At 71.4% G+C, this 17,054-nt stretch carries 12 protein-coding genes; 3 read left to right on the top strand and 9 right to left on the bottom strand.

The genetic code is table 11. The annotated features are described in order from the left end of the window. Positions 1 to 47: 47 nt before the first annotated feature. Together ABEA24_RS50255 and ABEA24_RS50250 are read right to left on the bottom strand one after the other, a co-directional pair. On the bottom strand, positions 48 to 983 hold the full coding sequence (locus ABEA24_RS50255) for a zinc-binding dehydrogenase (protein WP_345443134.1): 936 nt from the start codon (positions 981 to 983) through the stop codon (positions 48 to 50). A gap of 22 nt (positions 984 to 1,005) precedes the next feature. Continuing rightward, entirely contained in the window at positions 1,006 to 1,848 is an 843-nt protein-coding gene (locus tag ABEA24_RS50250; RefSeq protein ID WP_345443132.1) for an LLM class F420-dependent oxidoreductase, read from the bottom strand. 111 nt (positions 1,849 to 1,959) lie between these two features. On the opposite strand from ABEA24_RS50250, the gene ABEA24_RS50245 reads away from it, so the two are divergent. Both ABEA24_RS50245 and ABEA24_RS50240 read left to right on the top strand, forming a co-directional pair. Continuing rightward, entirely contained in the window at positions 1,960 to 2,898 is a 939-nt protein-coding gene (locus ABEA24_RS50245; protein ID WP_345443129.1) for a LysR family transcriptional regulator, read from the top strand. Positions 2,899 to 3,356: 458 nt separating this feature from the next. Further along, on the top strand, positions 3,357 to 5,012 hold the full coding sequence (locus ABEA24_RS50240) for an IS200/IS605 family accessory protein TnpB-related protein (RefSeq protein ID WP_345443126.1): 1,656 nt from the start codon (positions 3,357 to 3,359) through the stop codon (positions 5,010 to 5,012). An 83-nt stretch (positions 5,013 to 5,095) separates the two neighbouring features. Here ABEA24_RS50240 and ABEA24_RS50235 read toward each other — a convergent pair whose 3' ends face one another. Beyond that, positions 5,096 to 7,813: a putative bifunctional diguanylate cyclase/phosphodiesterase gene (locus ABEA24_RS50235; protein ID WP_345443124.1), complete on the bottom strand. Its 2,718-nt coding sequence runs from the start codon at positions 7,811 to 7,813 to the stop codon at positions 5,096 to 5,098. A gap of 439 nt (positions 7,814 to 8,252) precedes the next feature. Next, positions 8,253 to 9,161, bottom strand: a complete 909-nt coding sequence (locus ABEA24_RS50230) for a 2-hydroxyacid dehydrogenase (RefSeq protein WP_345443121.1) — start codon at positions 9,159 to 9,161, stop codon at positions 8,253 to 8,255. A 192-nt stretch (positions 9,162 to 9,353) separates the two neighbouring features. Between ABEA24_RS50230 and ABEA24_RS50225 the strand changes: the two genes are divergently transcribed. Beyond that, entirely contained in the window at positions 9,354 to 12,086 is a 2,733-nt protein-coding gene (locus ABEA24_RS50225; protein WP_345443119.1) for a glycoside hydrolase family 3 C-terminal domain-containing protein, read from the top strand. Between the two features lie 123 nt (positions 12,087 to 12,209). Here the strand turns inward: ABEA24_RS50225 and gatB are convergent, their stop codons facing one another. From gatB to ABEA24_RS50200, 5 genes are all read right to left on the bottom strand, one after another. Further along, positions 12,210 to 13,709: an Asp-tRNA(Asn)/Glu-tRNA(Gln) amidotransferase subunit GatB gene (gene gatB, locus ABEA24_RS50220; RefSeq protein ID WP_345443116.1), complete on the bottom strand. Its 1,500-nt coding sequence runs from the start codon at positions 13,707 to 13,709 to the stop codon at positions 12,210 to 12,212. Positions 13,710 to 13,735: 26 nt separating this feature from the next. Continuing rightward, on the bottom strand, positions 13,736 to 15,226 hold the full coding sequence (gene gatA / locus ABEA24_RS50215; RefSeq protein ID WP_345443113.1) for an Asp-tRNA(Asn)/Glu-tRNA(Gln) amidotransferase subunit GatA: 1,491 nt from the start codon (positions 15,224 to 15,226) through the stop codon (positions 13,736 to 13,738). 2 nt (positions 15,227 to 15,228) lie between these two features. After that, positions 15,229 to 15,582: an Asp-tRNA(Asn)/Glu-tRNA(Gln) amidotransferase subunit GatC gene (gene gatC / locus ABEA24_RS50210; RefSeq protein WP_345443110.1), complete on the bottom strand. Its 354-nt coding sequence runs from the start codon at positions 15,580 to 15,582 to the stop codon at positions 15,229 to 15,231. A 105-nt stretch (positions 15,583 to 15,687) separates the two neighbouring features. After that, the gene (locus tag ABEA24_RS50205) at positions 15,688 to 16,227 is read right to left on the bottom strand and encodes a hemerythrin domain-containing protein (RefSeq protein ID WP_345443107.1); all 540 of its coding nucleotides are present in this window, start codon (positions 16,225 to 16,227) and stop codon (positions 15,688 to 15,690) included. Further along, positions 16,224 to 16,688 (bottom strand): nitroreductase family deazaflavin-dependent oxidoreductase, encoded by a 465-nt coding sequence (locus tag ABEA24_RS50200; RefSeq protein WP_345443105.1) that lies wholly within the window; start codon positions 16,686 to 16,688, stop codon positions 16,224 to 16,226. Before ABEA24_RS50200 ends, ABEA24_RS50205 begins: the two co-directional genes overlap by 4 nt. Between the last annotated feature and the right edge of the window lie 366 nt (positions 16,689 to 17,054).

Raw genomic sequence — 17,054 nt, 5'->3', positions numbered from 1 at the left:
CCTTCAGTCTGAACTGTCCAGTTCGGACTGATAAGTACGAGCTGCCGTTATCGTCCGATGTCGAGTACGGCCTTGCCCGATACGCGGCGGGCGAGGAGTGCCTCGGCCGCCTCCGGAGCGCGCTCCCACGGTCCGCGCCAGCCGATCTGCGGATCCAGCGCCTTTCGTTCGAGAAGATCGACCAGGTAGGTGAGATCCGGGCCGAACGCCGGGTCGATCCCCGCCCGGCCGACGATGAACGGCTCCAGGCGCTTGCGCACGCCGGCCAGCCGTTCCGTCTCGAAGTCGATGGTCGTCGGTTCGCGGGAGGCCATGCCGATGCTCTGCGCGCACCCGCCGTCCTCCAGCAGCCCGAACGCCTCGGCCAGCACCGCCCCGCCCACGTTGTCGAGGACGCCGAAGACGGGCGCGGTGACGTCCCGCAGGTCGACGACGACCTCGTCGGCCCCGAGCTCGCGGAGGCCCTCGGCGCGGCTCGGGCTCCCCACGGCCGCGACGACGTACGCGCCCGCGCGGACGGCGAGCTGGACGGCGAAGCGCCCGACCCCGCCGGACGCTCCCGTGACGAGGACCCGCCGGCCGATCACCGGGCCGAGCCTCCGCAGCGCGCGCAGGGCGGTGACGCCCGCCGCCGGGAGCGCGCTCGCCGCCCCGAGATCGACGGAGTCGGGAACGACGGCCAGCTCCTTGGTGTCGGCGGCGCGGTACTCGGCCCAGGCACCCGCCGCCCACCCGAAGCCCACCACCCGTGCGCCGGGCGGCGGACCCGATCCGTCGGCCGCCGCCTTGACGACGATCCCGGCGGCGTCCATCCCGAGGACGGCGCCCGGCCGTGCCCGCTCGGCCATGAACGCGACGTCGACGAAGTTCAGCGAGGCGGCGTGGACCTGGATCAGGGCCTGGTCGTCGCGCGGGACGGGTGCGGGAACGTCACCCAGGCGCAGCCCTGCCGGTGCGCCGGGGTCGTGGATCAATGCGCGCATGTCACTCCTGTCGATGGTCATCTCAGCGGGGCAGGTCGGCGTGCCGCTCGAGGAACCTCTCGACGTCGGCGGGGTCCTCCAGCGGCAGCGGGTAGACGATGAGCCGGTCGACGCCGAGTTCCGCGTAGCGACGGGCGTCCGAGGCGTCCACCGGAGAAAGTGGCAGGAAGTCGATCTCCAGGCGTCCCAGCCGGGCCGGGCGCTCCACCTCGGCCGCCGCCTTCTCCAGCCCGGCCAGGTGGCGGACCAGGTCGTCGGGCCCGTCACCGTTGCCGAACCAGGCGTCTCCACGGGCGACCGCCCGCCGGAAGGCCGCCGGGCTGTGACCGCCGATCACGATCCGCGGCCCGCCGGCCCGCACGGGCCGTGGATGGGCGTCGACGCGGTCGAAGGCGACGTAGCGGCCCTGGTAGGACGGTGCCTCCTGGGTCCACAGCGCCCGCATCGCGTCCAGGTATTCGTCGGCCCGGGCGCCGCGCTCGGCGAACGGCACGCCCACCGCGGTCATCTCCGGTTCGAGATAACCGGCCCCGACGCCGAGGTGCAGCCGGCCGCCGCTGAGCACGTCCAGGCTGGCGACCTGCTTGGCGAGCACGACCGGGTTGCGCTGCGGCAGGATCACGATGCCGGTGCCGAGTTCCAGGCGCTCGGTGACGGCGGCGACATAGGACAGGTGCACCAGCGGGTCGAGGATCGGGTCCGTCGGCTCCATCGGCGCGTCCGGCGTCCGCGGGCTCGGCAGCACGACGTGCTCCCCCGCCCACCACGAGCGGTACCCGAGCTCCTCGGCACGCCGCGCCAGCCGTACGGTCTCCGCCGGGCCGAGCGTCGCCTTGGCGTTCAGTCCCGTGACCCCGAGTTCCACGTGCTGTCTCCTTCCGTCGACGGCGTGACATCCGCGCCACGCCTCCTCCGTACGGAAGCGTCGGGCAGCGGGCCCGGGTCCGTCCAAGACCTGTTGTCATAACCTTCGGCTATGGACGTCCACCTGCGGGACCTGCGGTACTTCGTGGCCGTCGCGGAGGAGCTCAGCTTCACCCGGGCCGCGACCGACCGGCTCTTCATCTCCCAGCCGGCGCTGAGCAAGCAGATCCGCCGGCTCGAGGTGGAGCTCCGGACCCCGCTCTTCGTCCGCGACCGGCGCACGGTCGCGCTGACCCCGGCCGGCAGCGCCCTCCTGCCCCATGCCCGGCGGCTCATCGAGGAGTGGGAACAGGCACGGCGCGCGGTGGCCGACGCCGCCTCCGCGGAGGACGCCGTCCTGACGGTCGGCTTCCAGACCAGCATCGGCCGCGGGCTCATCCCGGCCGTGACGGACGCGATGGACCGGCTGCTGCCGGGCGGGCGGCTCCGGTTCCGCCAGGTCTCCTGGGCCGATCCGACGGCCGGGCTGGCGAACGGCGACGTCGACGTCGCGATCGCCTGGCTGCCGGTCCCCGACGGCGGCTTCTCCTGGAAGGTGATCTCGCGTGAGGATCGGTGGGTGGCGCTGCCGTCCGGTCACCGGCTGACCGCGCTGGAGGTCGTGCCGTTCGCCGAACTCACCGGCGAGCCGTTCGTCGCCCTCCCGCCCGAAGCCGGGGCCCTCCGCACGTTCTGGCTCGCCGAGGACCACCGTGAGGCGCCGGCGCGGATCGCCGCGGTCGCGGAGACCGCCGACGAGACCTTCGAGGCGGTCGCCTCGGGCCTCGGCGTGGTGCTCCTCGCCGCCGGCAACGCCGAGATCTACCGGCGGGACGACCTCGTGTACCGGCCGGTCGGCGGCCTGTCCCCCAGCGAGCTCGCGGTCGTCTGGCGCACCGGCGACGACCGCGAGGCCGTACGCGTCTTCACGGAGGCCTGCTGCCTCTGCACGGACGCCGCGGCGTCGGCCGTACGCGCGGCGGCCGCCCGCCGAGCGCGTTCCGCCTGCTGACCGGGCCACCTGCCGTCGCCATTCCCGCGCACCGGGTGGCCGGCCGTGAGGCGGCCCCCGTCATGGCCGACCGCCGTGCAGAGAGCAGGACCGCCCGGGGTTCCCGCGCAGCGGGCGCGCGGGAACCCCGGTGCGGCCGTTACCTGGCCGGTTTGAGGTCCACGTCGTCGGCCTTGACGAAGTAGACGCGGTGGCCGAACTGGATCTCGTAGTACCTCAGCCCGCCCTTGACGACGGTCGCGCCGGTCCGGTCGAACAGCTTGCTGTAGTAGTACTGCCCCGCTCGGAGCCGACGACCGCGTACGCCTGGCCGTCCAGGGCGAATTGGGGGTACGGGAGAGTACGGGCGATATCGGGAATGTGCGGTCTTTGACGCCAGCCAGGTTCCAACTAACAGCTTGAATTTGAATCATTACAGTGAGTTGCCGCTATAGCTGGGATGTCGCTAACCTTCGAACGTGCGTTCAGCGTCGCGTTCCGTTCGGTCCCTGGCCGGTAACCCTGGCCCTGGCCGTCGGTTCGCCGCGCCGTTCGTGGCCATGAGGCCGTCCGGTGTTGCGATCCGTGCTCGCCTCAAGCACCTCACCGACCGCGATGGGATGGTGTTGCGGGCGGTGGGTGCGCATCTGGGGACGCTGGCCTCACGTGATCTGAAGGCCCGGTGCGCCGACGGCCCAGGCCACGACAGTGGCAGGTGGGCAGCGCGCAAACGTGGATTGACCGCTGAGTCGTCGTCGCGGTGGGCCGGGTCGATCACGAAGGCGACGCATGATCAGTGGGCGTTAGCACGTCGTAACCAGCTCGCCTACATCCGAAGTCTGGAGGCCGGCATCGCCACGGTTTCGCATCGGCTGTCCCTGCCCGTTGGGCAGCTCGGGACCAAACGCGCTCCGGGTGGGTACCAGTCTGCGGAGGAGTGGCACGCCAAATCCCGCCGTCTGGCCTCGTTGCAGGTCCGGCACGCGGCGGTGCTGGCGGACTGGCAGGCTGGGCGGGTCCGCATCGTGCGCGGCGGCAAGCGGCTGGCAGGCACCCGCCACCACCTGGAGGAAGCTGGACTGACCAAGGAGCAATGGCGAGCGAAATGGGAGGCGGCGCGCTGGTTCTTGACCGCTGATGGAGAAAGCGGGAAACAGTTCGGCAACGAGACCATCCGCATCACCCCCGACGGACAGGTCTCCATCAAACTGCCCGCGCCACTCGGGCATCTGGCGAACGCCCCCCACGGCCGATACGTCTTGGCAGCCCCAGTGACCTTCGCACACCGGGGCACCGAATGGGCTGACCGGATCACAGGAAATCGGGCCGTGGCCTACCGCATCCACCACGACCCCGACCGGCGCCGCTGGTACGTCACCGCGTCCTGGCAACGCCCACCCGTCACCACGATCCCGCTGCAGGCTGCCCTAGCGAAGGGAGTCGTCGGCGTGGACACCAACAACGATCACCTCGCCGCCTGGCGGCTCGACATCCACGGCAACCCGATCGGCGCGCCCCGCCGGTTCTTCTTCGACCTCTCCGGGTCGGCCGATCACCGAGACGCCCAGATCCGTCACGCAATCACGAGACTGTTGCACTGGACCAAGGACTGCGATGTCACAGCGATCGCGATTGAAGACCTGAACTTCGAGCAAGAAAAGACCCGCGAGAAACACGGCCGCCGCAAGCGGTTCCGGCAGCTGATCTCCCGGTTCCCCACCGCCAGGCTGAAGGCCCGGCTGGTGTCGATGGCCAGCAGTCACGGTGTGGCGATCGTGGCCGTGGACCCGGCCTACACCTCCAAATGGGGCGCCCAGCACTGGCAGCAACCCATGACCACCCCCAACCGCACGATCACCCGTCACGATGCCGCCAGCATCGCAATCGGACGACGCGCCTTGGGGCACCCGATCCGGCGACGGACGGCACCGCCCCCTACTCACCAGAGCGATGAGCAGGGGCATTGGACCGTCCAGGCCACATCAGGTGTCCCAGGACGTGAGGAACCCTGCCCCCCGGTTCCCGGACCACGCACCCGATGCGCGCCCCCGGACCATGCGGCGAACGCAGGCGACCAGCACGCCCACCACCGTTCGGGACGTGCCAGTGAACAGGAACCCACACCTGCACACTGAATAGGAACGGTTCTTGCTGTCGCAGCCTCACCCTCGCCAGCCAACCCGGAGGTCGCCTTCCAGCCTCCCGTCCGTCGTCAACCTCAGCCGGCGGACTGGGCCGAGCCGTGGAGTGGGATGGACGCCTCGCCGCGCGGGTTGGTGCGGACGAGGGCCTCGATCCCGCGCGGCGCCATCGGGCGGGCGACGAGGAAGCCCTGGCCGCGGGGGCAGCCCATCTCCTTGAGGAGCTCGAGCTGCTCGGGGCGCTCGATGCCCTCGGCGACGACGCACAGCCCGAGGTCGCGGCCGACCCGGACGATCGTGCGGGTCAGCAGGGAGAGGGTCTCGTCGCGGCCGAGGCCGGCGACGAACGAGGGGTCGATCTTGATGACGTCGACCGGCAGCTGCCGCAGGTAGGCCAGTGAGGCGTAGCCGGTGCCGAAGTCGTCGATGGCCAGCCGCACGCCGAGGTCGCGCAGCGCGGACAGCCGCGCGATGAGCTCGTCACCGCCGTCGACGAGGACCTCCTCCTCGACCTCCAGGGTGAGCATCTCCGGGGACAGCCCGCTGTCGTCCAGCGCGGCCTTCACCGACTCGACGAACCGGGGCGCGGCGATCTCCCGGGGCCGCAGGTTGATCGACAGCCCGATGTCCCAGGCGGAGGCGCGCCAGCGTGCCACCTCGCAGCAGGCCTCGCGCAGCACCCAGTTGCCGAGCGGGATCATCAGGCCCGACTCCTCCGCGGTGCCGATGAACTCCTCCGGGGGCACGAAGACGCCGTCCCGCCACCACCGTACAAGCGCTTCGACGCCGGTGACGCGGGAGGTGGCGAGCTCGACGACCGGCTGGAACTCCACGGTGAACTGCTGCTCGGTGAGCGCGCGCTGCAGCTCGCCGCTGAGCTCGAGCCGGCGGACGACGTCGGCGTGCATCTTGGCGGCGAACACCTCGACCCGGCCGCCGCCGAGGTCCTTGGCCCGGGACAGCGCGACGTCGGCGTTGCGGATGAGCTCGGGACCGCCGACGCCGGTCTCGGTGAAGGCGATGCCGACGCTGGCGGTGAGCACGATGCTGCGGTCGCCGACGCGGTACGGCTCGCCCGCGAGCACGCGGACGAGGCGCTCGCCGAGGTCGACGACCGTCTGCACCTCGGTGGCGCTCTGCACCAGCACGGCGAACTCGTCGCTCCCCCAGCGTGCGACGGTGTCGTCGGCCAGGACGCCCGCGCGCAGGCGGCGGGCGGCCTGGGCCAGCACCTGGTCGCCGCCCGCGTGGCCGATGGAGTCGTTCACGGCGGTGAAGCCGTCGAGGTCCACGAAGATCACCGCGACGGTGCCCTGGCCGCATTCGACGACCTCGCGGGCGCGTTCTTCGAAGTAGGCGCGGTTCGGCAGGCCGGTCAGCCCGTCGTGGAAGGTCAGGTGGGTGACCTGGCGCTGCAGGGCGGCCTGCTCGCTGAAGTCCCGGACGGTCACGAGGAGCCGGTCCGCGGACCTGTCGCCGGACGAGCCGTACCGGCAGATCGTCGACTCCGTCGGCAGCCAGGTGCCGTCGGCGGCGCGGACCCGGCAGGCGATGCGGACGACGTCGTTCCCGGTGGCGCGGAGCAGCCGGCGGACCGCCACCAGCACCCTCGGCAGGTCCTCCGGGTGGATGACGTCGCGCACCGAGCGGCCGAGCAGGTCCTCGGCCGTGTAGTGGTACGAGGGCTGCGCGCCCTCGCTGACGTACTCGATGACGCCGTCGAGCCCGCAGATCACCACGACGTCGTTGATGCTCTCGGTGAGCGCCCGGAAGTGCTTCTCGCTGGTCTTCACGGCGCGCCGGAGCCGGTCGTTGTCGTGGACCAGCTCCCCGAGCCGGGCGAGGACGACGAGGACGGCCGACCCGGCGATGATCGGGACGATCGGCCGCAGGCCGTGCGCGCCGGTGAGCGAGTGCCCGGCCACGAAGATCGCCGCGGCGGCGGCCGTCGCGGCCGGCGCGAGGCCGGGCCCCACGAGGCGGCGCCGGGGCGCGTCGCTCGCGCCGCCGCGCAGCGTCGTCCACGGGGCGGCGCCGAGGAGCAGCAGGCCGGCCAGGCGCGCGAGGTCGGCCGCGGAGCCGTACGCGTCGCCGCCGTTGAGCCGGTCCATGAAGTACATGACGTCCGCCGCGGTCAGGACGACCAGCGCGCAGTAGGCGACCATCGCGGACCGGCGGCGCCCGCGCAGGGCCCCGACCGCCATCGGCAGGAGCCCGCAGACCAGCAGGGCGTCGAGCAGCGGATAGCGCAGCTCGATGACGAACTGCACCCAGCCCTCTCCCGACATGCGGTACAGCCGATCGAAGATCGCCACCCAGCCGACGACGAACAGGGCGCAGGCGCAGACGTACGTGTCGGCGAGGTAGCGCAGCCACGGGCGGGCGCTGCGCGGCGGGCCGATCGGCGCGACGAACCCGGCCGTCATGGCGCCCAGGGCGATGAGGAAGAACAGGTCGGCCGGTGAGACCGCCACCGCCGACCGGCTGAGGACGAGCCGGGAGATCGCGCTGATCGCCGCACCGGCCGACCAGGCCAGCGCCGCCAGCCCGAACCAGCGCCAGGTGTCGCGGTCGACCTTCCCGGCGGGGGTCTGCGGCGCCCGCCGTACGGCGAACAGCAGTGAACTCGCGGCGATCGCCGCCGCCCAGGCGCTGAGCCAGGCGCCGCCGCCGTCGGTGCCCCGGCCCGTCAGGAAGGCGACCGCGTGCAGGACGGCGAGCACGGCGACCGGGCCGAACGGCCGCACGGTCGCCGGTATCCCCCAGCGTCGCCGCTTCGTCCGCTCGCCGGTCATCACTTTCTCGCTCTCTGATCTTGATCAAATTGTCCCGGAGCACAACGCGCGCCGGGTGCCGAATGCATGACTTTCCGGGGCGACGGCCCATGGCCGTCTCAGGTGCGGCGTATACCTGCCTGTCGAATGCCGTGTCATCCGGTACGGGTGACGGCCGGAATCAGGTCGTCACCGGAAAGCTCACGCCGGGCGCGCGTGCCGGGGTCGCCGGCAGCACCCGCGTGCGGCGCTCACTCTGGTCAGCCTTGTTGGTCAATGTACGGTCCGTAGGTCACGGAGCGATTGAGGCTGGGCGTCCACCCGGCGACAACTCGCCACGTTGCGTAATCGCACACGAGCGCTTGATAGCGCTTTGTCGACACGATCCGCCCGGCCGGTCAAATCGGGGTCGGCCCGCCTCCCTCCGTGGCCCAAGGACCTGGGGAAAGCCTTTACCCGTTCAGTACGCGCCGGTGATGACGTTTCGCAGGGGCTCGCCCCGGGCGGCGCGCTCGAGCTGCGCGCGCACCAGGGCGATGGAACGCCGCCGGGACGCCGGCGTCGACCCTCCGACGTGCGGGGTGATGAAGACACCGGGCGCGGACCAGAGCGGGTGACCGGCGGGCAGCGGCTCGGGGTCGGTCACGTCCAGCACCGCGCGCAGCCGCCGCCGGGACAGCTCCGCGACCAGCGCGCCCGTGTCGACCACCGAGCCGCGAGCGGCGTTGACGAGCAGGGCGCCGTCCTTCATCCGCGCGAGGAAGCCGGCGTCGACCATGCCGGTCGTCTCCGGGGTGGATGGCACGATCAGGACCACGACGTCGGCCTGGGGCAGCAGGTCCGGGAGGGCGCCGACCGGATGGACGCCGTCGCGCGCCGTCCTCGCCACCCGTACGACCTCGGTCTCGAACGGCAGCAGGCGGCGCTCGATCGCCGCGCCCACGGACCCGTACCCGACGATCAGCACGGAGCGGTCGGCCAGCGCGTCGGTCATGTGCCAGTCCCAGCGGCCGTCGCGCTGCGCGTCGACGAAGCGCGGGAAATCCCGCTGGGCCGCGATGATGCCGCCGACCACCCACTCGGCGGTGCTCGCGTCATGGATGCCCCGGCCGTTGCACAGCACCACGCCGGGCGGTACGTGCGGCAGGAAGGTGTCGACGCCCGCCACCTGCAACTGGAGGATCTTCAGGTTCGTCATCCGGGCGAGGACGGCGCGGCTCTGCGGGGTCGGAGTGAACGGCGGAACGTAGAACTCCACCTCACCGGGGTCGCCCGGCAGATCGTCCCCGCCGGGATAGACGTCGACGACCGCACCCGCAACGTGAGCGACCGCCTCGGCGATCTCCTTGTCCGGGACCCAGACCTTCACTGTGCGCCTCCCCTGCCCATGGGGACAGATCGTACGACCCGCCCAGGTGCCGCCCGGACGACCGGGCGCTCGAAGCCACCGCAGCCCGCGGGCCGGCCGTGACCGGTTAAGGACGTGAAAGCCGGTTGACGTCGATGAAAACGCTTTCCTAGCGTAGGCCCTCCGGCCCCGGCGTCCCCTGGGAGTTCCACCGTGCACAGAAGACCATTCGCGCTGATCGGGGCCGCAGCGGCCCTGTGCTGCGCCGTCGCCACCGGCACGGCCGGCGCGTCGGTACGCGAGGCGCGACCCGCGACCGCTCCGATCTACCTTGATCCTGGATACTCCCCGGCCGAGCGCGCCGCGGACCTCGTCGGCCGCCTCACGCTCGCCGAGAAGGCCCAGCAGATGAACAGCAGCCAGGCCCCGGCGATCCCCCGGCTGGGCGTCGCCGCCTGGGGCTGGTGGAACGAAGCGGCACACGGCGTGGCCCGCCTGCAGACCAACACCAACGCCAACCCGCCGATCCTCACCAACACCACGTCCTATCCGGTCGACCTGGCGATGGGCAGCACCTGGAACCCCGACCTGGTCCACCAGGCGGCCACCGAGATCGGGAACGAGGCGCGGGAGGTCGCGCCGAACAACACGCAGGACCTGGACTTCTACTCCCCTACCGTCAACCTCGCCCGGGACCCGCGTTGGGGCCGCAACGACGAGACGTGGAGCGAGGACCCCACGCTCACGGCCGCCCTCGCGTCGCAGTACGTCAACGGTCTGCAGGGGCAGGACGAGAGCGGCAGGCTGCCGAAGTCGGCGGACGGGTACGTCAAGGCGCTCGCCACGCTGAAGCACTTCGCCGCCAACAACAGCGAGTACAACCGCCGTACCGGCTCGTCCGACATGGACGAGCGCACGCTGCGGGAGTACTACACCGCGCAGTTCCGCGACATCATCCAGCGGTCCAATCCCGGCTCGATCATGAGCTCGTACAACCGGGTCAACGGCGTCCCCGCCGCCGCGAACGTCCACCTGATGGACACGCTGGCCCGGCAGACCTTCGGCTTCGGCGGTTACTTCACCTCCGACTGCGACGCGGTCTACGAGATCCAGGCCGGCCACCACTGGCAGCCGCCGGGCGCGTCCGCGCCGCTGGACCAGTACGGCCGCACCGCGTACGCCATCACCGCGGGCGAGGATCTGGACTGCAACCAGGGCTACCACGACGCGTACAACTACGGGAACACCGTCCCCGGCGCGATCGCGAAGCACATCACCACGCAGACCGGCGTCTTCAACGAGAACGACGTCGACGTCTCCCTGGTCCGGCTGTTCACCGCCCGGTTCCAGACCGGCGAGTTCGACCGTGAGGACCAGGTGCCGTGGGTGCGCGAGGCCCGCGCCCGCCTGGCGCCGGGTACCTGGACCAACTCCGACGCCAACAACGCCGTGACCGAGACGCCTGAGCGCCTCGACCTCGCCCGGCAGGCCGCCGAGCAGAGCCTCGTGCTGCTCAAGAACTCCGCCGTCGCCGGCACCAAGGACGGCCTGCTGCCGCTGAAGGTCCCCTCGTCGGGCGCCTACAAGGTCGCGGTCATCGGGGCGTACGCCGACCCGTCGTCGCTGTACCTCGGCGGCTACTCCAGCAACCAGGGCGCTCCGGGCGTCGCCAAGGAGGTCAACGCCTTCCAGGGTGTCAAGGCGGCCGTCCAGAAGATCAACCCGGCCGCGACCGTCGACTACTACCCGGGCGTCACCGGCACGACGCTGGACACCGTCGACGCCGCCTCCGTGGCCGCGGCGAAGGACCACGACGTGGTCATCGTCGTCGCGGGCACCGACGCGAAGACCGCCAACGAGGACTCAGACCGCAAGACCCTCGCCCTGCCGGGCGCGCAGTCCTCGATGATCAGCCAGGTCGCCGCGGCCAACCCCCGCACCGTCGTCTACCTGGAGACGATGGGCCAGGTCGACCTCGGCGACTTCCAGTCGCGGGTACCGGCCCTGCTGTGGAGCTCCTACAACGGTCAGCGTCAGGGCTCCGCGCTGGCCTCCGTGCTCCTCGGCGACACCGACCCGAGCGGGCGGCTGCCGTTCAGCTGGTACGGCGACGTGAACCAGCTCCCGGCGATCGGTGACTACGCGATCCGGCCGACACCGACGAGCAAGGGCCGGACGTACATGTACTTCACCGGCGACGTGACCTACCCGTTCGGGTACGGCCTGAGCTACACCCGGTTCTCCTACTCCCACCTGCGGGCCGAGCGGTCGGCCGACGCGAACGGCACCCTCCACGTGACCGCGGACGTCACCAACCACGGTGACACCAGGGGCACCACCGTGCCGCAGCTGTACGTGAGCACGCCGTTCGAGCCGGCGGCCAAGGAACGTCCGCTCAAGCGGCTGGAGGCGTTCCAGAAGGTCACCGTCGGCCCGCACCGGACCGAGCGGGTGCGCCTGACGATCCCGGTGTCCAAGCTCGCGTTCTTCGACGAGGCGTCGAACCGCTACGTGGTCGACCGGGGCACGTACGAGCTGCGGCTCGGCACGTCCAGCGGGGACGCCGACGTCGCCGCGCGGGCGTCCGTACGGATCGGCGGCACGCTCCGCCCCACACCGGCGGTCGTCACCGCCAAGCCGGCGCAGCCCGGGGACGCCGCCCAGGGCATCGTCCAGCGCGTGACATTCGCCCAGGGCGCCATCGTGGATCCGCAGCTGACCGTGTCGACGCGGGATGAGAGCCGGTACGGCTACATCACCCGCGGCGCGAGCGTCCCCCTGCCGGCGGGGCTGACGGTGAGCTATCGCAGCGACCGTCCGCAGGTCGTCCGCGTCGACCGCGACCGCACCATCCGCACCGTCGGCTCCGGGGTCGCGACCGTCTCCGCGACGGTGCACTACAACGGCGGGACCGCCTCGGTGTCCTTCGTCGTCCGGGTCGCCTGACCGCCACCGAAGCCGCCGCGGCGTTCGTCGCCCTCCCGGGCACGTGACGCCGCGCGGCAAGGGTGACCTGCTGAGACGGCGGCGGCTCCGAGGCCCGTACGGGTCCCGGAGCCGCCGTCGCCGTCAGCTCGTGAGCTTCTCGATGATCAGCTCGCGGGCGCGGCCGGCATCGGCCTGGCCACGGGTCGCCTTCATCACGGCACCGACGAGCGCACCGGCCGCCGCGACCTTGCCGCCGCGGATCTTCTCCGCGACGTCCGGGTTGGCGGCGATGACCTCGTCGATGACCGAGCCCAGCTGGCCCTCGTCGCTGACGACCTTCAGGCCGCGCTTCTCGACGACCTCGTCCGGCGTGCCCTCGCCGGCGAGCACGCCGTCGAACACCTGCCGGGCCAGCTTGTCGTTGATGGTGCCCTCGGCGACCAGTGCGCTGACTCGTACGACGTCGGCCGGGGTGACGGGCAGGTCGGACAGCTCGACGCTCTGCTCGGTGGCCCGCCGGGACAGTTCGTTCATCCACCACTTGCGGGCGGCGGCGGGCTCGGCTCCCTGCCGGACCGTCTCCTCGATCAGGTCCAGCGCACCGGCGTTGACGATGTCCTGCAGTTCCTTGTCGGCGACGCCCCACTCCTGCTGCACCCGGCGGCGGCGTGCGGCGGGCAGCTCGGGCAGCCCGGCGCGCAGCTGCTCCACCCACTCGCGCGGCGGGGCCATCGGCACCAGGTCGGGCTCGGGGAAGTAGCGGTAGTCCTGCGCCTCTTCCTTGCTGCGCCCGCTCGTCGTCGTGCCGGCGGCCTCCTGGAAGTGACGGGTCTCCTGGATCACCCGGCCGCCCGCGTCGAGGACACCCGCCTGCCGCTCGATCTCGTACCGGACGGCGCGCTCGACCGAGCGAAGGGAGTTGACGTTCTTGGTCTCGGTGCGGGTGCCCCACTCCGACGCGCCCTTGGGCATCAGCGAGACGTTGACGTCGCAGCGCATCGAGCCCTGCTCCATGCGTACGTCCGAGACACCGACCGCGCGTACGAGCTCGCGCAGCTCGGTGGCGTACGCCCGCGCGACCAGCGGCGCCTTGTCGCCCGTCGCGACGATCGGCTTGGTGACGATCTCGACGAGCGGGATGCCGGCCCGGTTGTAGTCGACCAGCGAGAAGTCGGCCCCATGGATGCGGCCGGTCGCGCCGCCCACGTGGAGCGACTTGCCGGTGTCCTCCTCCATGTGGACCCGCTCGATCTCGATGCGGTACGTCTCGCCGTCGACCTCGACGTCGAGGTAGCCGTCAATGCACAGCGGCTCGTCGTACTGCGAGATCTGGAAGTTCTTCGGCATGTCCGGATAGAAGTAGTTCTTCCGGGCGAAGCGGCACCACTCGACGATCGAGCAGTTCAGCGCAAGACCGATCTTGATGATGCCCTCGATCGCGCTGCGGTTCGTCACCGGCAGCGAACCCGGCATGCCCAGGCAGACCGGGCAGACCTGGGTGTTGGGCTCCGCGCCGAACTCGGTCGAGCACCCGCAGAACATCTTCGTCGTCGTGCCCAGCTCGATGTGGGTCTCGATGCCCAGCACCGGCTCGTACCTGGCCAGCGCCTCGTCGTACGGCACGAGCGTTTCCATGCTCATCGGTAGTTCAGTCCCTTCGGGCCCGGTCAGAGTTCTGGGGCCTTGGCCAGGAGCGGGCCGCCCCAGCGGTCCTGCAGGGCCCGCTCGATGGCGGCGCCGACGCGGTAGACGCGGTCGTCGGCGAGGACCGGTGCCATGATCTGCAGGCCGACCGGCAGGGAGTCCTCGTCCGCCAGGCCGCAGGGCACCGAGATGGCGGCGTTGCCGGCGAGGTTGGACGGGATCGTGCACAGGTCGGCGAGGTACATCGCCATCGGGTCGTCGGCGCGCTCGCCGATCGGGAACGCCGTCGTCGGCGTCGTCGGCGAGACCAGCACGTCGACCTGTTCGAACGCCGCGTCGAAGTCGCGCGCGATCAGCGTGCGGACCTGCTGCGCCTTGCCGTAGTAGGCGTCGTAGTAGCCGCTGGACAGGGCGTAGGTGCCGAGCATGATCCGGCGCTTGACCTCGTCACCGAAGCCCTCGGCGCGGGTCAGCGCCATGACCTCCTCGGCCGAGCGGGTGCCGTCGTCACCGACGCGCAGGCCGTAGCGCATGCCGTCGAACCGGGCCAGGTTCGACGAGCACTCCGACGGCGCGATCAGGTAGTAGGCCGGCAGCGCGTACGTGAAGTGCGGGCAGGAGACCTCGACGACCTTGGCGCCCAGCGACTCCAGCAGCTCGACGGCCTCGTGGAAGCGGGCCAGGACGCCCGGCTGGTAGCCCTCGCCGCCGAACTCCTTGACCACGCCGATCCGCAGCCCGGCGACGTCGCCGCGGCGCGCCGCCTCGACGACGGGCGGCACCGCCTGGTCGATCGAGGTGGAGTCCATCGGGTCGTGCCCGGAGAACGCCTCGTGCAGCAGCGCGGCGTCCAGGACCGTACGGGCCAGCGGGCCCGGTGTGTCGAGCGAGGACGCGAACGCGATCAACCCGTACCGCGACGACCCGCCGTAGGTCGGCTTCATGCCGACGAGGCCGGTGACCGCGGCGGGCTGGCGGATCGAGCCGCCGGTGTCGGTGCCGGTGGCGAGAGGCGCCTCGTACGCGGCGACCGCCGCGGAGGAGCCGCCGGAGGAACCGCCGGGGATCGTGTTCAGGTCCCAGGGGTTGTGCGTCGGGCCGAACGCGCTGTTCTCCGTCGAGGAGCCCATCGCGAACTCGTCCATGTTGGTCTTGCCAAGGATGACCATCCCCGCCTCGCGCAGCCGCCGCGTGACGGTCGCGTCGTACGGCGGGCGCCAGCCCTCCAGGATCTTGGAGGAGCAGGTCGTCGGCATGTCGGCCGTGGTGAAGACGTCCTTGTGCGCGATCGGGACGCCGGCCAGCGGGCCGAGCGTCTCCCCCGCCGCCTTGCGGTCGTCGACCGCGCGGGCCTGCGCGAGGGCGACGTCCGGGTCGACGTGCACGAACGCCTTGACGGAGTCGTCGACGGCGGCGATGCGGTCCAGGTGCGCCTGGGCGACCTCGACCGCCGACGCCTCGCCGGAGGAGATCAGCTCGGCCAGCTCGGCCGCGGTCTTCTTGATGATGCTCATGCTCACGCCTCCTCGTCGAGAATCCGCGGGACCTTGAACCGCTGCTCGTCGGCGGCGGGCGCGCCGGACAGCGCCTGGTCGGGCGTGAGGCAGGGCCGCACCTCGTCGGCGCGGAAGACGTTGGTCAGCGGGAGCGCGTGCGAGGTCGGCGGGATGTCCTCCGCCGCGACCTCCTGGACTCGCGCGACCGCGGAGATGATGTCATCGAGCTGGGTGGCGAGATGGTCGAGCTCGTCCTCACGCAGCGCCAGCCGGGACAGCCGGGCGAGGTGGGCGACATCCTCGCGGGTGATGGCTCCGCCGCCGCGGGCCTGGCCCGCGGCTGCGGAGCCATGGGCGGCGTGCTCGTTAAGCATGTCGAAACCGTTTCTGCGATCGATGGGTTCTCAGCCATCCTAGAGGGCCGCGTGAACCGGCAACGACCGGTTAACGAGCGGTTTACGCAGCCCTGATCGAGCAGGTCACCCTGGACGCTCCCAGGACGTCGGCTCCGTCGGCACGGGCAGGCCGAACAGCTCGTCGCCGCCCTCCGGCACCTGGAGCGCGTCAACGGCGTTCACCAGTCGTCTCTCCTCCCACTGGAAGTGGGATTCGAGGATGGCGGTCAGGCCGTCGAGCTCCCGCCGCACGTTCTCGACGTTGTCCGCTGTCAGGGTGGTGAGGAGCCGTTGCAGCCTGCGGAGGATGTCCGCGACCAGCAGGTGATCCCGCCGAAGGTCGTCCAGCACCGGAACCAGTTCGGGGAACTGCGCGGCCAGGGCCGGGAACGCCGTGGCGTCCTCGCTGGTGTGATGCCGGGTCAGCGCCGCGCAGAAGGCCGTGCAGTGCGCCCGGAGCATCCTGGGCGACCGTGGCATGTCACCCTCGGCGTAGGCGCCGATCTCCTCGCGGATCCGCGCCAGTTCGGCGCGCAGCCACTGGTGGATCTCGATGAGCTGCCCGCCGAGAGCCCGTGCCCGGTCGGCCGGGCCGCCCGCCGGAGCCTGCTCCCGGCCGGTCATCGCGGGTCCCCGGCTTCGGCCGGTACGAGCGCGACGACGGGTATCGGCCGTTCGACGCGGGACTGGTAGTCGGCGTATCCGGGGGCCCGAGCGATGATCATCGCGAACAGCGCGTCGCGTTCGGCCCCCGCGGTGATGTGGGCGTGGACGGTGAGTGTCCGGTCCGCGATCTCCACGCGGGCCGCCGGGTGCGCGCGCAGATTGTGGTACCAGGCGGGGTGACGGGGTGATCCGCCGGCCGAGCCCACGACCAGCAACCGGTTCCGGTCACGGAAGTAGGCCAGCGGGCTGGTCACCGGGCGCCCCGACCGCGCTCCGACCGTGGTCAGCAGGAGCAGGTCCCCGCCGGAGAAGGGGCCGCCGACGACCCCGTGGTTCGCGCGGAACTCCGCCACGATCGGCTGGTTGATCGGGTGTACGTACGGCTCCGGTGAGGGCGGGATGGACTGGACAGACGTCACGGAATCGACCTTCGATCAAGGAGAGCACACGGAACACGCCCTCGAACCGACCGTGCAGTCGGCCGAGCGGCGATGAAGGATCTGGCTTGTGACCGCGGTGCGGGACCGGAGAGGGGCCCGGGCTACGGGACCGGCGAGGGCCCCGGGCGTCGCTCAGTGGGACGGAAGATGTGGACGCACGGCGGTCTCCTTGATCACGGTGCCTCCATGCCGACGCCGTCCACCTGGCGCCTTCACGCGGCACACCGAATGATCTACCACGGTGCCGCGGCATGGGTCAACGCAGGCAGGAGCGCTGTGGCAGCCCACGCATTGCGGTCGTACCGGCCCGGGCGGGTCGTCAGAGGGCGGCTTCGTTGACGCCCC

Origin of the sequence: Actinoallomurus vinaceus (genome assembly GCF_039542055.1) — a bacterium.
GTDB classification, from domain to species: Bacteria; Actinomycetota; Actinomycetes; order Streptosporangiales; family Streptosporangiaceae; genus Actinoallomurus; species Actinoallomurus vinaceus.
This window is presented reverse-complemented; position numbering and strand designations above follow the sequence as displayed.

Coding starts and splice junctions, on each gene's coding strand:
- ABEA24_RS50255 (WP_345443134.1), bottom strand. CDS start 983: ATGCGCGCATTGATCCACGACCCCGGCGCACCGGCAGGGCTGCGCCTG.
- ABEA24_RS50245 (WP_345443129.1), top strand. CDS start 1,960: ATGGACGTCCACCTGCGGGACCTGCGGTACTTCGTGGCCGTCGCGGAG.
- ABEA24_RS50235 (WP_345443124.1), bottom strand. CDS start 7,813: ATGACCGGCGAGCGGACGAAGCGGCGACGCTGGGGGATACCGGCGACC.
- gatB (WP_345443116.1), bottom strand. CDS start 13,709: ATGAGCATGGAAACGCTCGTGCCGTACGACGAGGCGCTGGCCAGGTAC.
- gatA (WP_345443113.1), bottom strand. CDS start 15,226: ATGAGCATCATCAAGAAGACCGCGGCCGAGCTGGCCGAGCTGATCTCC.
- gatC (WP_345443110.1), bottom strand. CDS start 15,582: ATGCTTAACGAGCACGCCGCCCATGGCTCCGCAGCCGCGGGCCAGGCC.
- ABEA24_RS50205 (WP_345443107.1), bottom strand. CDS start 16,227: ATGACCGGCCGGGAGCAGGCTCCGGCGGGCGGCCCGGCCGACCGGGCA.